Source organism: Streptomyces sp. NPDC053750 (assembly GCF_044544295.1).
GTDB lineage: Bacteria > Actinomycetota > Actinomycetes > Streptomycetales > Streptomycetaceae > Streptomyces.
In genome coordinates this window covers 350851-367531 of the sequence record NZ_JBITXB010000003.1, presented here as the reverse complement: position 1 = coordinate 367531, position 16681 = coordinate 350851, and the positions used below count along the sequence as shown (strand labels likewise).

General features: G+C 71.5%; 15 protein-coding genes and 1 pseudogene. 7 read left to right on the top strand and 9 right to left on the bottom strand.

What is annotated here, in order from left to right:
* Positions 1 to 227: 227 nt before the first annotated feature.
* Both ACIGO6_RS11035 and ACIGO6_RS11030 read left to right on the top strand, forming a co-directional pair.
* Positions 228 to 758, top strand: a complete 531-nt coding sequence (locus ACIGO6_RS11035; protein ID WP_399874328.1) for a hypothetical protein — start codon at positions 228 to 230, stop codon at positions 756 to 758.
* Between the two features lie 198 nt (positions 759 to 956).
* Complete coding sequence (locus ACIGO6_RS11030) at positions 957 to 1886, top strand: FG-GAP repeat domain-containing protein (RefSeq protein WP_399874327.1); 930 nt, start codon at positions 957 to 959, stop codon at positions 1884 to 1886.
* An 85-nt stretch (positions 1887 to 1971) separates the two neighbouring features.
* Here the strand turns inward: ACIGO6_RS11030 and acnA are convergent, their stop codons facing one another.
* The gene (gene acnA, locus ACIGO6_RS11025; protein ID WP_399874325.1) at positions 1972 to 4686 is read right to left on the bottom strand and encodes an aconitate hydratase AcnA; all 2715 of its coding nucleotides are present in this window, start codon (positions 4684 to 4686) and stop codon (positions 1972 to 1974) included.
* Positions 4687 to 4992: 306 nt separating this feature from the next.
* On the opposite strand from acnA, the gene ACIGO6_RS11020 reads away from it, so the two are divergent.
* Positions 4993 to 5190: a DUF4236 domain-containing protein gene (locus ACIGO6_RS11020; protein ID WP_399874324.1), complete on the top strand. Its 198-nt coding sequence runs from the start codon at positions 4993 to 4995 to the stop codon at positions 5188 to 5190.
* 75 nt (positions 5191 to 5265) lie between these two features.
* Positions 5266 to 6795, top strand: coding sequence for a helix-turn-helix domain-containing protein (locus tag ACIGO6_RS11015; protein WP_399874323.1), 1530 nt, complete (start codon positions 5266 to 5268; stop codon positions 6793 to 6795).
* A 138-nt stretch (positions 6796 to 6933) separates the two neighbouring features.
* Here the strand turns inward: ACIGO6_RS11015 and ACIGO6_RS11010 are convergent, their stop codons facing one another.
* The 3 genes from ACIGO6_RS11010 to ACIGO6_RS11000 are packed head-to-tail and all read right to left on the bottom strand — an operon-like array spanning position 6934 to position 9142.
* Complete coding sequence (locus ACIGO6_RS11010) at positions 6934 to 7494, bottom strand: TetR/AcrR family transcriptional regulator (RefSeq protein WP_399874321.1); 561 nt, start codon at positions 7492 to 7494, stop codon at positions 6934 to 6936.
* Between the two features lie 30 nt (positions 7495 to 7524).
* Positions 7525 to 8949 carry an amidase gene (locus tag ACIGO6_RS11005; RefSeq protein WP_399874319.1) on the bottom strand — a complete coding sequence of 475 codons (1425 nt, stop codon included), beginning with the start codon at positions 8947 to 8949 and terminating at the stop codon, positions 7525 to 7527.
* On the bottom strand, positions 8936 to 9142 hold the full coding sequence (locus ACIGO6_RS11000) for a hypothetical protein (RefSeq protein WP_399874317.1): 207 nt from the start codon (positions 9140 to 9142) through the stop codon (positions 8936 to 8938). Before ACIGO6_RS11000 ends, ACIGO6_RS11005 begins: the two co-directional genes overlap by 14 nt.
* Before the next feature lie 152 nt (positions 9143 to 9294).
* On the opposite strand from ACIGO6_RS11000, the gene ACIGO6_RS10995 reads away from it, so the two are divergent.
* The gene (locus tag ACIGO6_RS10995) at positions 9295 to 10230 is read left to right on the top strand and encodes an MBL fold metallo-hydrolase (RefSeq protein ID WP_399874315.1); all 936 of its coding nucleotides are present in this window, start codon (positions 9295 to 9297) and stop codon (positions 10228 to 10230) included.
* 39 nt (positions 10231 to 10269) lie between these two features.
* On the opposite strand, the gene ACIGO6_RS10990 is transcribed toward ACIGO6_RS10995, so the two are convergent.
* Positions 10270 to 11067 (bottom strand): VOC family protein, encoded by a 798-nt coding sequence (locus ACIGO6_RS10990; RefSeq protein WP_399874314.1) that lies wholly within the window; start codon positions 11065 to 11067, stop codon positions 10270 to 10272.
* 236 nt (positions 11068 to 11303) lie between these two features.
* Between ACIGO6_RS10990 and ACIGO6_RS10985 the strand changes: the two genes are divergently transcribed.
* A complete protein-coding gene (locus tag ACIGO6_RS10985; protein ID WP_399874312.1) occupies positions 11304 to 12260 on the top strand; it encodes a hypothetical protein in 957 nt (318 codons plus the stop codon).
* 109 nt (positions 12261 to 12369) lie between these two features.
* On the opposite strand, the gene ACIGO6_RS10980 is transcribed toward ACIGO6_RS10985, so the two are convergent.
* The 4 genes and pseudogenes from ACIGO6_RS10980 to ACIGO6_RS10965 all read right to left on the bottom strand — a co-directional run.
* Entirely contained in the window at positions 12370 to 12807 is a 438-nt protein-coding gene (locus ACIGO6_RS10980; protein ID WP_399874310.1) for a DUF6299 family protein, read from the bottom strand.
* A gap of 72 nt (positions 12808 to 12879) precedes the next feature.
* Entirely contained in the window at positions 12880 to 13296 is a 417-nt protein-coding gene (locus ACIGO6_RS10975; protein WP_399874308.1) for a RidA family protein, read from the bottom strand.
* Positions 13293 to 14384 (bottom strand): acyl-CoA dehydrogenase family protein, encoded by a 1092-nt coding sequence (locus ACIGO6_RS10970; protein WP_399874892.1) that lies wholly within the window; start codon positions 14382 to 14384, stop codon positions 13293 to 13295. Before ACIGO6_RS10970 ends, ACIGO6_RS10975 begins: the two co-directional genes overlap by 4 nt.
* Before the next feature lie 189 nt (positions 14385 to 14573).
* Positions 14574 to 14888: pseudogene (locus ACIGO6_RS10965) on the bottom strand (acyl-CoA dehydrogenase family protein); the annotation flags it as partial.
* A gap of 65 nt (positions 14889 to 14953) precedes the next feature.
* Here ACIGO6_RS10965 and ACIGO6_RS10960 point away from each other — a divergent pair.
* A complete protein-coding gene (locus tag ACIGO6_RS10960; RefSeq protein ID WP_399874890.1) occupies positions 14954 to 16666 on the top strand; it encodes an AMP-binding protein in 1713 nt (570 codons plus the stop codon).
* The last annotated feature ends 15 nt before the right edge of the window (positions 16667 to 16681 follow it).

Genomic DNA, 16681 nt, shown 5'->3' with positions numbered 1-16681 from the left:
CCGGGTTGTCCGGGGTGTGGGGGGGGGGGGGGGTGGGGGGGGGGGGGGTGTGGGGGGGGGGGGGGGGGTTGCCCCCGGGGGGGGGGGGTGGGGGGGGCGCCCCCACCCCGCCCCTCCCTCGTGTCGCCCCATTCCCCACACGTGCCCGATGCCCCACAATGAGCGGGCGCGTGCGGCCCACGCCGCACGACGCGGCACTCATCGTGCGGTCATCGGAGGGGGAACACGTGCGGACGAGCCTCGGCAAACGGTTCACGGGACTGGTCACGGGCGCACTGCTGGCGGCGGGGGCGCTGTTCGCGACGGCCGCGCCGGCCCAGGCCTACGACCCGGACCCCAGTGTCTCCACGTACTACCGCGACACCGACACCTGCCCGTGCAGCGGCGGCACCCTCACCGACCCGTTCGACGGCACCTCCTTCGCGCACGACGCGGGCGGCACGGCCGTCAAGATGGAGCTGAACGACGCGGGCTGGTTCATCGGCAAGGTGGAGTTCCACCCGAACGACGAGAAGCTCTGGGTCTACGACACGAAGAACGACGGCGACACCTTCTACGTCGCCGTCGGCTACTCCTCCGGCGGTTCGTACCACGACCTGGGCACCTTCTCGGCTCCGGGCACCTCCGAGACCGTGGACCTCACGGTGAAGGACTTCGACATCCCGGACGGCGCGTACGTCGACATCACCGTGTACGACGGCGCCGGCCGCGCCGACCACATCGCCGCGGCCCGCGGCACCGGCGGGGCGGTCGCCTGACGGCACGACACCTGTGCCCCGGACATGGTTGTACGGCTCGCGTTGCACTTGCGTTCCGCTTGCGTACCGCTTCGCACACCGAACGTAAATACGATTGACGTGTAAAGGTCATGTGTAAGGATCACGGAGCATCCGGGACCTCGCTGTGCCGTATCCCGGCACGCGATCCCTTCTTCCCTGATCCTCTGGAGGACCCACGTGGCCAAAAGCTCCGGCCTGAACACGCGTCGCGCCCTGGCGCGTGCCACGGCTGCGGCGCTCACCGCCGCTCTGGTGGCGACCGGCACGAGCGCCGCCGTCGCCGCCGACGACCCGGGACGCTCGGCGTCCCGGGTTCCGCTCGACGCCAAGCCGTCGGGTGCCCAGTCGAAGTTCAGCGCGGCCGCCCTGCCCGGCGACGCACCGATCAACCCGCTGTACGGCGTGGACAAGAACGGTGACCTGTGGGGCTACGACCTCGACTTCGAGGGTGGCCTGGAACCCCGCGTGAACGTCGGCTACGGCTGGCAGGACACCCGCTTCATCACCCAGGCCGACCGTGACGCCGACGGCTTCGCGGACGCCATCTGGGAGGTCACCGGCGACCAGCTGTACTCCGCCGCGTGGGGCGAAGAGGGCACGCTCATCGGCAAGGGCTGGAAGATCTACGACCGCCTGCTCTCGGCGGGCAACCTCGGCGGCGCCGCTCCCGACGACATGATCGCCCGGGACGGCTCCGGCGTGCTGTGGCTGTACCTCGGCTACGCCGACGGCAAGGTGGCCCAGCGCGTGAAGATCGGCGCCGGGTGGAACGCCTACACCCACCTCGCCGGCAAGGGCGACCTGACCGGTGACGGCAAGCACGACATCGTCGCCAAGGACGGCTCCGGTGTGCTGTGGCTCTACAAGGGCACCGGCAACTACAAGGCGCCGTTCGCGCCCCGCACCAAGATCGGTGCCGGGTGGAACATGTTCAACGACCTGGTCTCCGTCGGCGACGTCGACATCGACGGCATCACCGACCTGATCGCCCGTGACACGGCGGGCGCCCTGTGGCTCTACAAGGGCACCGGCAACGCCGCCGCCCCGTACCAGCCCCGGGTGATGATCGGCACGGGCGGCTGGAACACGTACCGCCTCTTCTTCTGAGGCACGCGGTGCCTTTCCCGAAGGCATGAAGAGGGCCGCACCCCCGTCGCCGGGGGTGCGGCCCTCAACCGTTGTGCGGTGCCGCCTACTTGCGGATCAGGCTGCGCAGCACGTACTGCAGGATGCCGCCGTTGCGGTAGTAGTCGGCCTCACCGGGGGTGTCGATGCGGACGACCGCGTCGAACTCGACGCCCGTGTCGGTGGTCACCTTGACCGTGCGCGGGGTGGTGCCGTCGTTCAGCTCGGTGACGCCGGAGACGGAGAAGGTCTCCTCACCGGTCAGGCCGAGGGAGGCCGCGGACTGGCCCTCCGGGAACTGCAGCGGCAGCACGCCCATGCCGATGAGGTTCGAGCGGTGGATGCGCTCGTACGACTCGGCGATGACGGCCTTGACGCCGAGGAGCGCGGTGCCCTTGGCGGCCCAGTCGCGGGACGAGCCGGAGCCGTACTCCTTGCCGGCCAGGACGACGAGCGGGATGCCCTGCTCGATGTAGTTGCGGGAGGCGTCGTAGATGAACGACACCGGCCCGTCGGCCTGCGTGAAGTCGCGGGTGTAGCCGCCCTCGGTGCCCGGCGCGATCTGGTTGCGCAGGCGGATGTTGGCGAAGGTGCCGCGGATCATGATCTCGTGGTTGCCGCGGCGCGAGCCGTAGCTGTTGAAGTCGCGGCGCTCGACGCCGTGCTCCGTGAGGTACTTGCCGGCCGGGGTGTCGGCCTTGATGGCGCCGGCGGGCGAGATGTGGTCCGTCGTCACCGAGTCGCCCAGCTTGGCCAGCACACGGGCGCCGGAGATGTCCTCGACCGGGGCCGGCTCCATGCCCATGCCCTCGAAGTACGGGGGCTTGCGCACGTAGGTGGACTCGCCGTCCCACTCGAAGGTGTCGCCGGTGGGGATCGACAGCGCCTGCCACTGGGCGTCGCCCGCGAAGACGTCGCTGTAGGACTTGGAGAACATGTCCTCGCCGATGGCGTTGGCGACGACGTCGTTGACCTCGGCCTCGGAGGGCCAGATGTCCTTCAGGTAGACCGGGTTGCCGTCCTGGTCGGCGCCGAGGGCGTCCTTGGTGATGTCGACCTTCATCGAACCCGCGAGGGCGTAGGCGACGACCAGCGGCGGGGACGCCAGGTAGTTCATCTTGACGTCGGGGTTGATCCGGCCCTCGAAGTTGCGGTTGCCGGAGAGGACCGAGGTGACGGCGAGGTCGTGGTCGTTGACGGCCTTGGAGACCTCGTCCGGCAGCGGGCCGGAGTTGCCGATGCAGGTGGTGCAGCCGTAGCCGACGAGGTTGAAGCCGACCTTGTCGAGGTAGGGGGTCAGGCCCGCCTTCTCGAAGTAGTCGGTGACGACCTTGGAGCCCGGGGCGAGGGTGGTCTTGACCCACGGCTTGCGGGTCAGGCCCTTCTCGACCGCCTTCTTGGCCACCAGCGCGGCGGCGACCATGACGTACGGGTTGGAGGTGTTGGTGCAGGAGGTGATGGCCGCGACCGTCACCGCACCGTGGTCCAGCTCGTAGGTCGTGCCGTCGGGGGCGGTGACCGGGACCGGGTTGGCCGGCACGCCGTTGCTGACGGCGGGGGCGTCGGAGGCCGGGAAGGACTCCTGGCCCGCCTCGTCCACGCTGTCGACGTAGTTGCGCACGTCCTGCTTGAACTGCTCCGCGGCGTTCGCGAGGACGATGCGGTCCTGCGGGCGCTTCGGGCCGGCGATGGAGGGCACGACCGTGGAGAGGTCGAGCTCCAGCTTCTCGGAGAAGTCCGGCTCGGCCTGCGGGTCCAGCCAGAGGCCCTGCTCCTTGGCGTACGCCTCGACGAGCGCGACCTGCTGGGCGGAGCGGCCGGTCAGGCGCATGTAGTTCAGCGTCTCGTCGTCGATCGGGAAGATCGCGGCGGTGGAGCCGAACTCCGGGGACATGTTGCCGATGGTGGCGCGGTTGGCGAGGCTCGTGGCCGCCACACCCTCGCCGTAGAACTCGACGAACTTGCCGACGACACCGTGCTTGCGCAGCATCTCGGTGATGGTGAGCACCAGGTCGGTGGCGGTGGTGCCGGGGGTGAGCTCGCCGGTGAGCTTGAAGCCGACGACACGCGGGATGAGCATGGAGACCGGCTGGCCGAGCATCGCGGCCTCGGCCTCGATGCCGCCGACGCCCCAGCCGAGGACGCCGAGGCCGTTGACCATGGTGGTGTGCGAGTCGGTGCCGACCAGGGTGTCCGGGTACGCCTTGCCGTCACGGGTCATGACGACGCGGGCCAGGTGCTCGATGTTCACCTGGTGGACGATGCCGGTGCCGGGCGGGACGACCTTGAAGTCGTCGAAGGCGGTCTGGCCCCAGCGCAGGAACTGGTAGCGCTCCTTGTTGCGGCCGTACTCCAGGTCGACGTTCTGCTGGAAGGCGTCGTTGGTGCCGAACTTGTCGGCGATGACGGAGTGGTCGATGACCATCTCGGCCGGGGAGAGCGGGTTGATCTTGTTCGGGTCGCCGCCCAGCTCCTTGACGGCCTCACGCATGGTGGCGAGGTCGACGACACAGGGCACGCCGGTGAAGTCCTGCATGATCACGCGGGCCGGCGTGAACTGGATCTCCTGCGACGGCTGGGCCTGCGAGTCCCAGCCCCCGAGGGCGCGGATGTGGTCGGCGGTGATGTTCGCGCCGTCCTCGGTGCGGAGCAGGTTCTCCAGCAGTACCTTCAGGCTGTAGGGAAGGCGCGCGGAGCCCTCGACCTTGTCCAGCCGGAAGATCTCGTACGACTCGTCGCCCACCTGCAGCGTGCTGCGGGCGTCGAAGCTGTTCGCCGACACGACAGTCTCCTTCATTTATGTGCGCGTACCACCGCATCCTGCCGCCACGCCGCCCTGGCCGATCCGCTAAGGTAAGGCTAAGTTAGGTAACCCTTACCACCAGACCCGATAGCGGCATGCGACTGCGGTGCGCCTCGGCAGATATCTCGATGTCGAGATAACTCTAGTACATGGGGGCGGACTGGTCATGCCCGGGCGCGGTGTGGCGTGCACCCCATCCCGAGTGACCCGGGCGGCCATCAGTACGCCGAACGGGGGTATCCGGGTTACGCCGGGAGCACCCGGCACGACTCGGAAGGAGGCACGATGCCCCTCACGTTCCGCAAGAGCTTCCGCATCCTCCCCGGAGTACGACTGAACCTCAACAAGCGTTCGTGGTCCATCACGACCGGCGGCAGGAACGGCCCGCGCCACACCCGCAGCAGCACGGGACGACGTACGACATCGATGGATTTGCCGGGACCTTTCGGATGGCGCCGCACGACCACCGACCGGCGCCGCTGACGCGACTTTGACGTCGCATCACCCGAACGGACCCCCCGAGAGGCGCCATCTCATATCTGAGATAGCCTCAACCCCATGGCAGACGACTACCTCGTACGCATCGGCAGGCTCATCCGTGACGCCCGGCAGCACCGCGGCTGGACGCAGTCACAGCTCGCGGAGGCGCTCAACACCAGTCAGAGCGCGGTCAACCGCATCGAGCGCGGCAACCAGAACATCAGCCTTGAGATGATCGCCCGCATCGGCGAAGCGCTGGACAGCGAAATCGTCTCCCTGGGGTACGCCGGTCCGATGCACCTGCGCGTGGTCGGCGGCCGACGCCTCTCCGGCGCCATCGACGTCAAGACGAGCAAGAACGCCTGCGTGGCCCTGCTGTGCGCCTCGCTGCTCAACAAGGGGCGCACGGTGCTGCGCCGGGTCGCCCGCATCGAGGAGGTCTACCGCCTCCTGGAGGTGCTCAACTCCATCGGCGTACGCACCCGCTGGATCAACGACGGCATCGACCTGGAGATCGTGCCGCCGGCCGAGCTGGACATGGAGGCCATCGACGCCGAGGCCGCCGTCCGCACCCGCTCCATCATCATGTTCCTCGGCCCGCTGCTGCACCGTATGGACCGCTTCCGGCTGCCCTACGCCGGCGGCTGCGACCTCGGCACCCGGACCATCGAGCCGCACATGATCGCGCTGCGCCGGTTCGGCCTGGACGTCGCCGCGACCGAGGGTCACTACCACGCGACGGTCGACCGGCAGATGCGCCCGGACCGCCCCATCGTGCTGACCGAGCGGGGCGACACGGTCACCGAGAACGCGCTCCTCGCCGCCGCCCGCCACGACGGCGTCACCGTCATCCGCAACGCCTCCTCCAACTACATGGTCCAGGACCTCTGCTTCTTCCTGGAGTCCCTCGGCGTCCGCGTCGAGGGCATCGGCACCACCACCCTCACCGTGCACGGCATGCCGGTCATCGACGCCGACGTGGACTACTCCCCCTCCGAGGACCCGGTCGAGGCGATGAGCCTGCTGGCCGCCGCGGTGGTCACGGAGTCGGAGCTGACGGTCCGCCGCGTGCCGATCGAGTTCCTGGAGATCGAGCTGGCGGTCCTGGAGGAGATGGGCCTCGACCACGACCGCACGCCGGAGTACTTCGCCGACAACGGCCGTACGCGGCTGGTGGACCTCACCGTCCGCCCCTCCAAACTCGAAGCCCCGATCGACAAGATCCACCCCATGCCCTTCCCGGGCCTGAACATCGACAACGTCCCGTTCTTCGCGGCGATCGCGGCCGCCGCGCAGGGCAAGACCCTGATCCACGACTGGGTCTACGACAACCGCGCCATCTACCTGACCGACCTCAACCGCCTCGGCGGCCGCCTCCAGCTCCTGGACCCCCACCGCGTCCTGGTCGAGGGCCCCACCCGCTGGCGCGCCGCCGAGATGATGTGCCCGCCCGCCCTGCGCCCCGCCGTGGTCGTCCTGCTGGCGATGATGGCGGCCGAGGGCACGTCGGTGCTGCGCAACGTGTACGTCATCAACCGGGGTTACGAGGACCTCGCCGAGCGGCTGAACTCGATCGGGGCGCAGATCGAGATCTTCCGGGACATCTGACACTCCGCTGCCGCCGCGCCCTGCCCGACCCGACGGACGTCCGGCGGGAGGCGGGCGCGGCGCCCGTGGGGCTGCGATGCCGCCGGCGGCGTTGACGAGACGTCACCGTCGCCTCCTGCAGCGGGCGAGGCGTCCCGGTCAGAGTCGGTTGAGAGCGTGCGCCACGAGTTCGCGTGCGTACCCGGCGTCCAGCCTGCCGGGGCGGAAGAGGATGCGGTACATGATCGGCGCCACGATGTCGTCCATCATCGCTTCCGTGTCGGGCACCGGCTCACCGCGCCGAGCCGCCCGGTCCCGCACTGCGTCGATCTGCTCGGCGGCGTAGGCGGAGCACTGGCCGGCGTTGGTGCCGTCCGGGTCTCCGAGCAGCGCGTCCCTGATGTACGCCCGCCCGGACGGAGATGCCATCTCGTCGAGGAACTGTTCCGCCCAGGCCTCGAGATCGTCCCGGAGACTGCCGAGATCGGCGGGACCGGTCTCCGGGCGCAGCCTCTCGACCGCGACGTCGGAGAGGAGTTCCTGCAGATCGCCCCAGCGACGGTAGACAGTGGACGGTGTCACCCCCGCGCGGGCCGCGACCATGGGAACGGTCAGCACGTCACGGCCCACTTCGGCAACGAGTTCACGGACCGCCGCGTGGACGGACTCCTGCACGCGTGCGCTGCGCCCGCCGGGGCGGGTCATGGGCCTGGGACTCATGCTCTCCACCTTAATGCGAATCCGTTGCGTCTAGGCTCCGCGTTCGGGGCGAGGGCTCGCGATCGGCGCGCACGGCGCGATCCGGCCGACGACGTCGGCGGTGGCCTCCTCGTAGGCCCGGCCCACCCGCAGCACCGTCGCGTCGCGGAAGGGCCGCGCCATCAGCTGCATGCCGATCGGCAGCCCGGCCCGGTCGAGGCCGACCGGAAGGGTGAGGGCGGGCACGCCGGTGATGTTGGCGGGGGCGGAGAGACGGACGTAGCTGTCCGATACGGCCTCGGTCGTGCCGTCGGCCCACTCCACCACTTCCTGGTCCGACGGGGCCGCGGTCATCGGTACCGTCGGCGCGGCGAGGACGTCGATCCCGTCGAACATGCGGGCCCAGGCGTCGCGCATCAGGGTGCGGGCCCGCTGGGCGCGGAGGTAGTCGCCCGCCGAGATGAGTTCGCCGGCCTCCAGCAGGATGCGGACGTCCGGGGCGTACAGGTCGGCGGTGGCCCGGAGTGACCGCTCGTGGTAGGCGGTGGCCTCGGGAACCATCAGCCCCCACTGGACGGCCTGGATGTAGCGCGCCATGGGGATGTCGACGTCGACGAGCTCGGCCCCGAGCTCCGCCAGCCGCCCGATCGCCCGGCGTACGGCGTCCTCCACCTCGGGTGTCACCCGGTCGAAGTAGTGATTGCGGGGGACTCCGACCTTCAGTCCCTTCAGGTCCCCCGCTTCGAGGAAGTCGGCCGGAGGGGCGGCCACGCTCGCGGGGTCGCGCGGGTCCTGGCCGGCCGTCGCGGCCAGCACCAGAGCCGCGTCCCGCACGGTACGGGCGAGGGGGCCGACGTGGTCCAGGGACCAGGAGAGCGAGGTCACGCCGGCGCGGGAGACGAGGCCGTAGGTCGGCTTGAGACCCACCACGCCGTTCAGGGCGGCGGGCACCCGTATGGAACCACCGGTGTCCGTGCCGAGCGCGAACGTCGCGGCCCCGGCGGCGACCGCCACCGCCGAGCCGCCGCTCGACCCTCCGGCGACACGGCCGTGGTCCCATGCGTTGTTCGTCTGCGGGGTGGTCAGGCCGTAGGCGAATTCGTGGGTGTGCGTCTTGCCCAGCAGCACTGCTCCGGCGTCCGCGAGACGTGCGGTCACATGACTGTCGTGGTCCGCGACATGCCCGGCGCGAACGTCCGAGCTCGCGGTGGTCGGCATCCCCTCGGCGTCGATCAGGTCCTTGAGCGCCATGGGGATCCCGTGCAGCGGTCCTCGAGGGCCACTCCTCGCGATCTCCCGCTCGGCCCGGGCGGCCGCGGCCCGGGCGGAGTCCGCGGCGACCGTGACATAGGCGCCGAGTCGTCCGTCGACCGCGGTGATGCGGTCGAGTACGGATGCGGTGAGTTCCACCGGAGACAGCTCCCGGGCGTGCACCGCGCGGGAAGCGTCGGTGAGTGACAGCTCAAAGGGTCGCATCGACGTTCTCCCGTCCGGCTCGGTAGGCGGCCGCGGGGGGCGTGTCGCCGAAGTCGAGTTCGCGCAGTGTGGCGATGACGGAGTGGATGTGGTTGGCCGTCGCGGCCACCCCTGCGTGCCGTTCGCCTCGGAGGGGGAGTCCCGCCCGGAGCGCCCCTCGGGCTGCCTCCTGAGGAGTGAGTTCGCTGGTCACGGTGGCCTCCCGGATCGGTGCGGCGCACGGGACGGGAACCGGGTCGTCGCCCACGGACGCCTAAAGCTAATCGTTTGCTTTAGGTCACGGTAGGACCTACCGTCTCCTAAAGCAAACCGATTGCGTTTAGCTCACCACCGAGGAGAACGAAGATGGTCACGACTTCGCAGTCCGGCAGCGCGGCCCGGCCCCCCGCCCCCTCGTGGGCCGTCGGCGACCACACCGTCCGGCGCATCGACGAGATCTCCCTGCCCGCCGGGACCGGTCCGTGGCTCCTGCCCGGAGCGACTACCGACCTCGTGACCGAAACGCCCTGGCTGCGCCCCGACTTCGCCGACGCCCGGGGCATCCTCCGCCTGGCGAGCCACAGTTTCGCCCTGGAGGCCGGCGGTATGCGCGTGCTGATCGACACCGGCATCGGCAACGGGAAGCAGCGGGCCAACCCCGCCTGGCACAACCTGAACAGCGATTACGAGACGCGGCTTCGGGAGGCGGGCTTCGCACCGGAGACGGTGGACCTCGTCGTCCTGACCCACCTCCACACCGATCACGTGGGGTGGAACACACGCGCCGACGGCGACGCCTGGGTGCCCACCTTCCCCCACGCGCGCTATCTCACGTCACGTGCCGAATGGGACTACTGGTCGGGCGTCGAGATGGAGGAGGCACGCCGGCAGATGTTCCGCGACTCCGTCCACCCCGTCCGGGAAGCGGGCCTGTTCGACCTGCTGGACGTCGAGGACGAGGGCACGTACATCGCGCCGGGCATCCGCCTGCTGCCCACGCCGGGCCACACCCCGGGACAGGTGGCGGTCGAACTGAGCAGCGGAGGCGAGCGTGCGCTGATCACGGGCGACAGCATCCACCACCCGGTCCAGCTGTCACATCCCGGTCTCTGCAGCTGCGTGGACATCGAGCCCGAACTCGCCGTGAGGACCCGGCACCGGGTGCTCGACTCGCTCGCCGGCACATCGACCCTGTTGCTGGGCAGCCACTTTCCGCCGCCCACCGCCGGTCGCGTACGACGTGAGGCGGGCGCCTACCGGCTGTCGCCGACCGCTTCCGAGAACGTGCCCGTCCGCGGCTGAACTCCCACGGACGTTCGGACCGGCGGCGCCCTCGGCGCGTCAGCTCCCGGCCGGAGTGAGCACCACGAATTCCGCCCCCGCCCGGTCGAGGCAGACGGCCAGGCGGCCGACGCCCTCCGCGTCCTCCGGCCCCATCTGCACGCTGCCGCCGTTCTCGGTGACCTGGGCGACCGCGGCGTCGCAGTCGGCGACGGCGAAGACCGGGTGCCAGTACGGGCGGCCGCCGGCCTGCGCGAGGTCCTGCTCGCGGAGCTGCATCAGGCCGCCGTGCATGCGCTCCTCGGGAAGTCCGGCGGGAGTGATGAGGGTGTAGGTGCCCCCGCCGCCCGGCATGTCCATGTCGCTGAACTGCCAGCCGAAGACACCGCCGTAGAACTCCTTCGCAGCCGCCGCGTCGCTCGTGTACAGCTCCGTCCAGGACAGCGAGCCCGGTTGGTCCACCAGCTCGACGCCCTTGTTCGTCCCCGGCTGCCAGACGGCGAACTGGCCTCCCAGCGGGTCGCTGTACTGCGCCATCCGGCCCCAGTCGTCGAGGTCCGTCGGCGCCACCCGCACGGTGCCGCCGGCGCGCTGAACGGTCTGGGTCGTGGCGTCCGCGTCGGTGACGCAGTAGTAGATCATCCAGGCCGGGCGGGCGCCCTCCTCGGTGAGTCTGCCGAGACCGGCGACGATCTTGCCGTCCTTCCGGAGGACCCCGCCCTCCATGTCGTCCCCCTCCCCCATCGACTCGTACTCCCAGCCGAGCACCGCGCCGTAGAAGGCCGCGGCGGCCCGTACGTCCGGGGCGCCGAGGTCGAGCCAACAAGGGGAACCGGGGGCGAAATCGGTGGTGATCACGGCAATCTCCTTTCACATGTCCGGTGTTACATCAGCCTGACACGCTTTTCGTACATCGATACTGTCGACCCTCCGTGAATTCCTATTGGGTAAGCATCCCAGAAATCGTTCACTCGACTGCCGCGCATCCGATGCAGTATGCGGACGTTACTTCGGATATGACCGAGGAAAACGGGGAACTGGGCGGATCGCAGGTGTCTTCGACGTACACCAGGGCGGAGTGACCCGAGCGCCTCATGCATGACGAACACATTCACCAGCCCCTGCCCTACGGCGAAGGCCTGTTCCCCTTTGCCGGCACCGGTCGCCGGGGCACCGGTCGCCACCGCGGGCCCGGGGAGCCGGTCACCGAAGCCCTGGTCCCGCCGGAGCCCGGCTGGGACCCGGCCGAAGAGCTCGCCTTCCTGCTCCAGGACGCGATGGAACAGCAGACCACACCCGTTCACGAAACGGACACGTCTGCGATCGCCCCCGCGCCGGGAACACCGCTGGGGAATTTGCAGGAAATCACAGCGGAATTGCCACCGTTGAGGGATTCCCCCACGAGTCACCGCAGGGTCCGCAGGGGCAGAAAGGTGAGCCGGCTGCGCGCCGCGAGCCTGTTCATCGCGGCCCTCGCCGCGGTCATCGCGGCCTCCGTCAGTCTGTTCGGCGGCATGGTGGCCTACGAACCGCTGCGTCTGGCAGCCGTCGCCCGCACCCGCGGCAGCGTCGTGTCCTGGTGGCCGCTGCTGGTCTACGGTCCCTGGCTGGTGGCGTCGCTGGCCGTCCTGCGCTCCGCGCTGCACCAACGCCGCGCCGTCCACTCCTGGGCCGTGGTCCTGCTGTTCTCGGGCATCGCGATGCTGCTGTGCATCGCCCAGGCACCGCGGACCCTCAGCGACAGCGCGGCAGCGGCCCTGCCGGGGCTGGCGTCGCTGGTCTGCTTCCAGCAGATCGTCCGTCAGATCACCCTCACCCGTCCACCCCGGCGAGCGGTGCCGCGCCACCGCCAGCGTCCCCCGTCGGCGCCGGGCGACGAGGCGGCGGAGCCCCCGGCGCGGGGCTCGGCGGGCCGGGACTCGCTGTCCTTCCCCCAGCAGCGGCGTGCGCAGCAGCCGTCACGCTCCGGCGTCCGGACCTCCGGCACCCGGACCCGCCCGGCCGACCCGGTCGGGCGGCCGGGCACCAGGCCGGCGCGCAAACGGACCTGAGCGGGGCGGCCGACCGGGCGCGTGCCGAAGGTGCTCGCGCCGAACGCGCTCGTGCCGACGTGCTGTGCGGGCCCCGTACCGGGTCGGTGCGGGGCCCGACGGCTCGGGCTCAGCCCTCGACCAACGTCACGTCCCGGTCCTGCCACGCGTGGAAGCTCGGCAGCAGCAGGCCGCTGACCGGCCGCAGTTCCATCACAGTGGCCTCGACATTGACGGTGCCGGGCTTCAGGGTGTTCACGGTCCTGCCCGTGTTGGTCCAGCGGTGCTCCAGGCCGTCGCACACCGCACGGGTGCCGCCGACGCCGTAGCGCACGGAGTGGTTGCCCTGGCTCACCGAGGAGCTGACGAAGACGGGGCCGGTGCCGGGGGTGCAGCGGTAGGTGCCGGAGAGTGTGATGGTGCCGTTCGAGGCGATGCGGCCGGTCGGGTCGACGGTCACGGTCTCCGTGTCGTCCGCCGCGAACGCGGCGGGGGTGGCCGGCAGGAGCAGGGCGGCGCCGGCGGCCGCGGCCAGGACGGCGGATCTGGTTCGTACGCGTACGGGCATGGTGGAACCTCCCGGTCGGTCGGAATGGGGGGTTCCACTGGTACAGGGCGGGAGGGCCGCCGGCAGTGACCGTCACCCCTTCGGTGGCGAGTTGGGCAGTACGGCGAAGCCGTCCAGTTCCACCAACGCCCGCTCGTCCCACAGGCGTACGACCTCCACGACCGCCATCGCCGGGTAGTCGCGGCCCGCCCGTTCGCGCCAGATGCGGCCGAGGTCGGCGGCGTGGGAGCGGTAGTCGGCGATGTCCGTGGCGTAGACGGTGACACGGGCGAGGTCGGCGGGGGTGCCGCCGGCGGCGCGCAGGGCGGTCAGGAGGTTGGTGAGGGCCTTCTCGAACTGGGCGGGCAGCGTGTCCCCGGTGATCTTGCCGTCGGTGTCGAGCGCGGTCTGGCCGGCCAGGAACACGACGCGGCTGCCGGTGGCGACGACGGCGTGGGAGAAGCCGGTGGGCGGGGCGAGCTCGGTCGGGTTCACCCGTTCGGCGGTCATGCTCCGGCCCCCTCGGTCGCGTCCTGCGTGCGGTACAGCTCCTTGGCGATGATGCCGCGTTGCACCTCGCTCGCGCCCTCGTAGATGCGGGGGGCGCGGACCTCGCGGTAGAGATGTTCGAGGAGGTGGCCGCGGCGCAGGGCGCGGGCGCCGTGCAGTTGGACGGCCTTGTCCACGACGTACTGGGCGGTCTCGGTGGCGAGGAGTTTGGCCATGGCGGCGCGCTGCGGGACGTCCGGCGCGTTGTCGTCGTACGCCGTGGCGGCCGCGTACACCATGAGGCGGGCCGCCTCGGTGCGCAGGGCCATTTCGGCGACCTGGTGGGAGACGGCCTGGAGGTCGCGCAGCTTGCCGCCGAAGGCGTCGCGGGTGGTGGTGTGCGCCAGGGTGGCGTCGAGGGCGGCCTGCGCCATGCCGACGGCGAAGGCGCCGACGCTGGGGCGGAACAGGTTGAGGGTGCCCATGGCGACCCGGAAGCCGCGGTCCGGCTCGCCGAGGACGTCGTCGGCCGTGACGGGTACGGCGTCGAAGGCCAGGGTGCCGATGGGGTGCGGGGACAGCATGTCGAGGGGGGCGCCGGAGAGGCCGGGGCGGTCGGCGGGCACGAGGAACGCGGTGACGCCGCGGGCGCCGGCGCCGGGGGTGGTGCGGGCGAAGACGGTGTAGAAGTCGGCTTCGGGGGCGTTGGAGATCCAGCACTTGTCGCCGGTGAGCCGCCAGCCGGAGCGGCCGTCGCGGTCGGCGGTCAGGGGGGCCGGGGTCCCCCCGGTGTCCGACCGGGCGGCGGGCGGGTGCGGTTCCCCGGGGCGCACGGCGGCGGCGCGCGCGGCGCCCGGGTGCGAGGGATGCCGGCGCGCGCCGGCCCCGGCTGCCGGCCGCGCGGCGGCCGGGGCTGAGGGGCCGGGGCGCGCGCCGGGACCCGCACCGTCCCGCGCGTCCCGGTCGGACGTCGTACGGTCCGCGTTCCCGGCGCGCCCCGCTCCGGGCCGTACGACGTCGAGGTCGGCCGCGTCGGCCCGCGCGCCCCGCCCGGCGGCGGTCGGCGCCGACGGGCGCGGGCCCGTGCCGCGTCCCGGGGTAGGCCGCAGGGGGTCCCGGGGCGGCCCGGACTGCCCGTCGGTGGTTCGCCCGGCGTCCGCCGGACCCGGGGGGCCGCTCTCCCCACCCCTGCCCACTGTCTCCGCGGCCCGTTCCGCTCTGAGCGTCAGTGCGGCCGCGTCCGAGCCGGCGTCGGGCTCGCTGAGCGCGAAGGCGGCCACCGCGGTGCCGTCGCTCACGCGGGGCAGCCAGCAGGCGCGCTGGGCCTCGGTGCCGTGGGCGTGCACCGGGTGGGCGCCCAGGCCCTGGAGGGCGAGTGCGGTCTCGGCCTCGGTGCAGGCGTGGGCGAGGGACTCGCGCATCAGGCACAGGTCGAGCGCGCCCGAGGTGAACAGGCGGGGCAGCAGGCCGAGGGCGCCGAGTTCGGCGACCAGGGCGCGGTTGACGCGGCCCGGCTCGCCCTTCTCGGCCAGGGGCCGCAGCCGCTCGGCGGCCAGGGTGCGCAGCTCCTCGCACCAGGTGACTTGTGCCGGTTCGAGCGAGAATGCGGTCATCGCCGGTCCCTTCCCCTGCTCCCCTGCCCCGCCGGGCCACACCCGAGGTTATCGCGCACCGTTGACTGTCGTCACCAACACGATACGCTCGTTGCGCGAGCCCACCACGACAAAGGGGGCGAACCGCCATGGCAGTACCGCACGGCGCGGATCCGCACCGCACCGCCCACGTCGACACCTTCGCGCGTGAGCACCTGCCGCCCCCCGACCAGTGGCCCGAGCTCCGCTTCGACCTCCCTGAACTGCGCTACCCCGCGCGGCTGAACTGCGCCGCCGAGCTGCTCACCGGCCCGCCCGACGACCGCCCGGTCTTCCACACCGCCTCCGGGGAGCGCTGGACCTACGGGCAGCTGCGGGCCCGTGTCGACCGGCTCGCCCACGTCCTCACCGGCGACCTCGGCGTCGTCCCGGGCAATCGGGTGCTGCTGCGCGGCCCCACCACCCCGTGGCTGGCCGCCTGCTGGCTGGCGGTGCTGAAGGCGGGCGCGGTGGCGGTCACCGTGCTGGCCCAGCAGCGCCCGCACGAGCTGCGGGCGATCTGCGAGATCGCCCGGGTGGGGCACGCCCTGTGCGACGTGCGGGCCGTCGACGACCTCGCCAAGGCGGACGTCCCCGGGCTGCGGATCACGACGTACGGCGGGGACGCGCCCGACGACCTGCTGAGCCGCGCGGAATCCGGCCCGGCGCCGGACGCCCCGTACCCGGCCGTGGACACCGCGGCCGACGACGTGGCGCTGATCGCCTTCACCTCGGGCACCACCGGGCGCCCCAAGGGCTGCATGCACTTCCACCGCGACGTGCTGGCGATCGCCGACACGTTCTCGCGGCACGTCCTCAAGCCCCGTGCCGACGACGTCTTCGCGGGCAGTCCGCCGCTCGGCTTCACCTTCGGGCTGGGCGGCCTGGTGATCTTCCCGATGCGGGCCGGGGCGAGCGCGCTGCTGCTCGAACAGGCGGGCCCCAGGCAGCTGTTGCCGGCCGTCGCCGAGCACCGGGTGTCGGTGCTGTTCACCGCGCCGACGGCGTACCGCGCGATGCTCGACGAGCTGGACGGGTACGACGTCACATGTCTGCGGCGCTGCGTCTCGGCGGGCGAGAACCTGCCGGCGGCCACCTGGCGGGCCTGGCACGAGCGCACCGGCCTGCGCATCATCAACGGCATCGGCGCCACCGAACTGCTGCACATCTTCGTCTCCGCGGCGGACGGCGACATCAGGCCCGGCACGACGGGCGTTCCGGTGCCGGGGTGGCACGCGCGCGTGCAGGACGAGCACGGCACACCGGTGCCCGACGGGGAGCCCGGGCTGCTGGCGGTGCGCGGGCCGGTGGGCTGCCGGTATCTCGCCGATCCCCGGCAGCGGGAGTACGTGCGCGGCGGCTGGAACATCACCGGCGACACCTATGTCCGCGAGCCCGACGGCTACTTCCGGTACGTGGCACGCGCGGACGACATGATCATCTCCGCCGGGTACAACATCGCCGGGCCCGAGGTCGAGGACGCGCTGCTGCGGCATCCGGACGTCGTGGAGGCGGCGGTGGTGGGCCGGCCCGACGCGGCGCGCGGGCAGGTGGTGGTGGCCCACGCGGTGCTGAAGGACGGCGCCGAACGGGACTCGGACGCGCTGCGGGCGTTCCTCAGGGACGAGCTGGCGCCGTACAAGTGTCCGCGCGAGATCGTCTTCCTGGACGCGCTGCCGCGCACGGCGACCGGCAAGCTCCAGCGCTACCGGCTCCTGGCCGCCTCACCGGGTCCCGGTCCCCGGGGTGACCAGGCGTGATGCCGACGACCTAAG

Excerpts from the sequence above, each read along its gene's own strand:
- ACIGO6_RS11020 (WP_399874324.1), top strand. The coding sequence starts at position 4,993 with ATGCCCCTCACGTTCCGCAAGAGCTTCCGCATCCTCCCCGGAGTACGA.
- ACIGO6_RS11015 (WP_399874323.1), top strand. The coding sequence starts at position 5,266 with ATGGCAGACGACTACCTCGTACGCATCGGCAGGCTCATCCGTGACGCC.
- ACIGO6_RS11010 (WP_399874321.1), bottom strand. The coding sequence starts at position 7,494 with ATGAGTCCCAGGCCCATGACCCGCCCCGGCGGGCGCAGCGCACGCGTG.
- ACIGO6_RS11005 (WP_399874319.1), bottom strand. The coding sequence starts at position 8,949 with ATGCGACCCTTTGAGCTGTCACTCACCGACGCTTCCCGCGCGGTGCAC.
- ACIGO6_RS10995 (WP_399874315.1), top strand. The coding sequence starts at position 9,295 with ATGGTCACGACTTCGCAGTCCGGCAGCGCGGCCCGGCCCCCCGCCCCC.
- ACIGO6_RS10985 (WP_399874312.1), top strand. The coding sequence starts at position 11,304 with ATGCATGACGAACACATTCACCAGCCCCTGCCCTACGGCGAAGGCCTG.
- ACIGO6_RS10980 (WP_399874310.1), bottom strand. The coding sequence starts at position 12,807 with ATGCCCGTACGCGTACGAACCAGATCCGCCGTCCTGGCCGCGGCCGCC.
- ACIGO6_RS10975 (WP_399874308.1), bottom strand. The coding sequence starts at position 13,296 with ATGACCGCCGAACGGGTGAACCCGACCGAGCTCGCCCCGCCCACCGGC.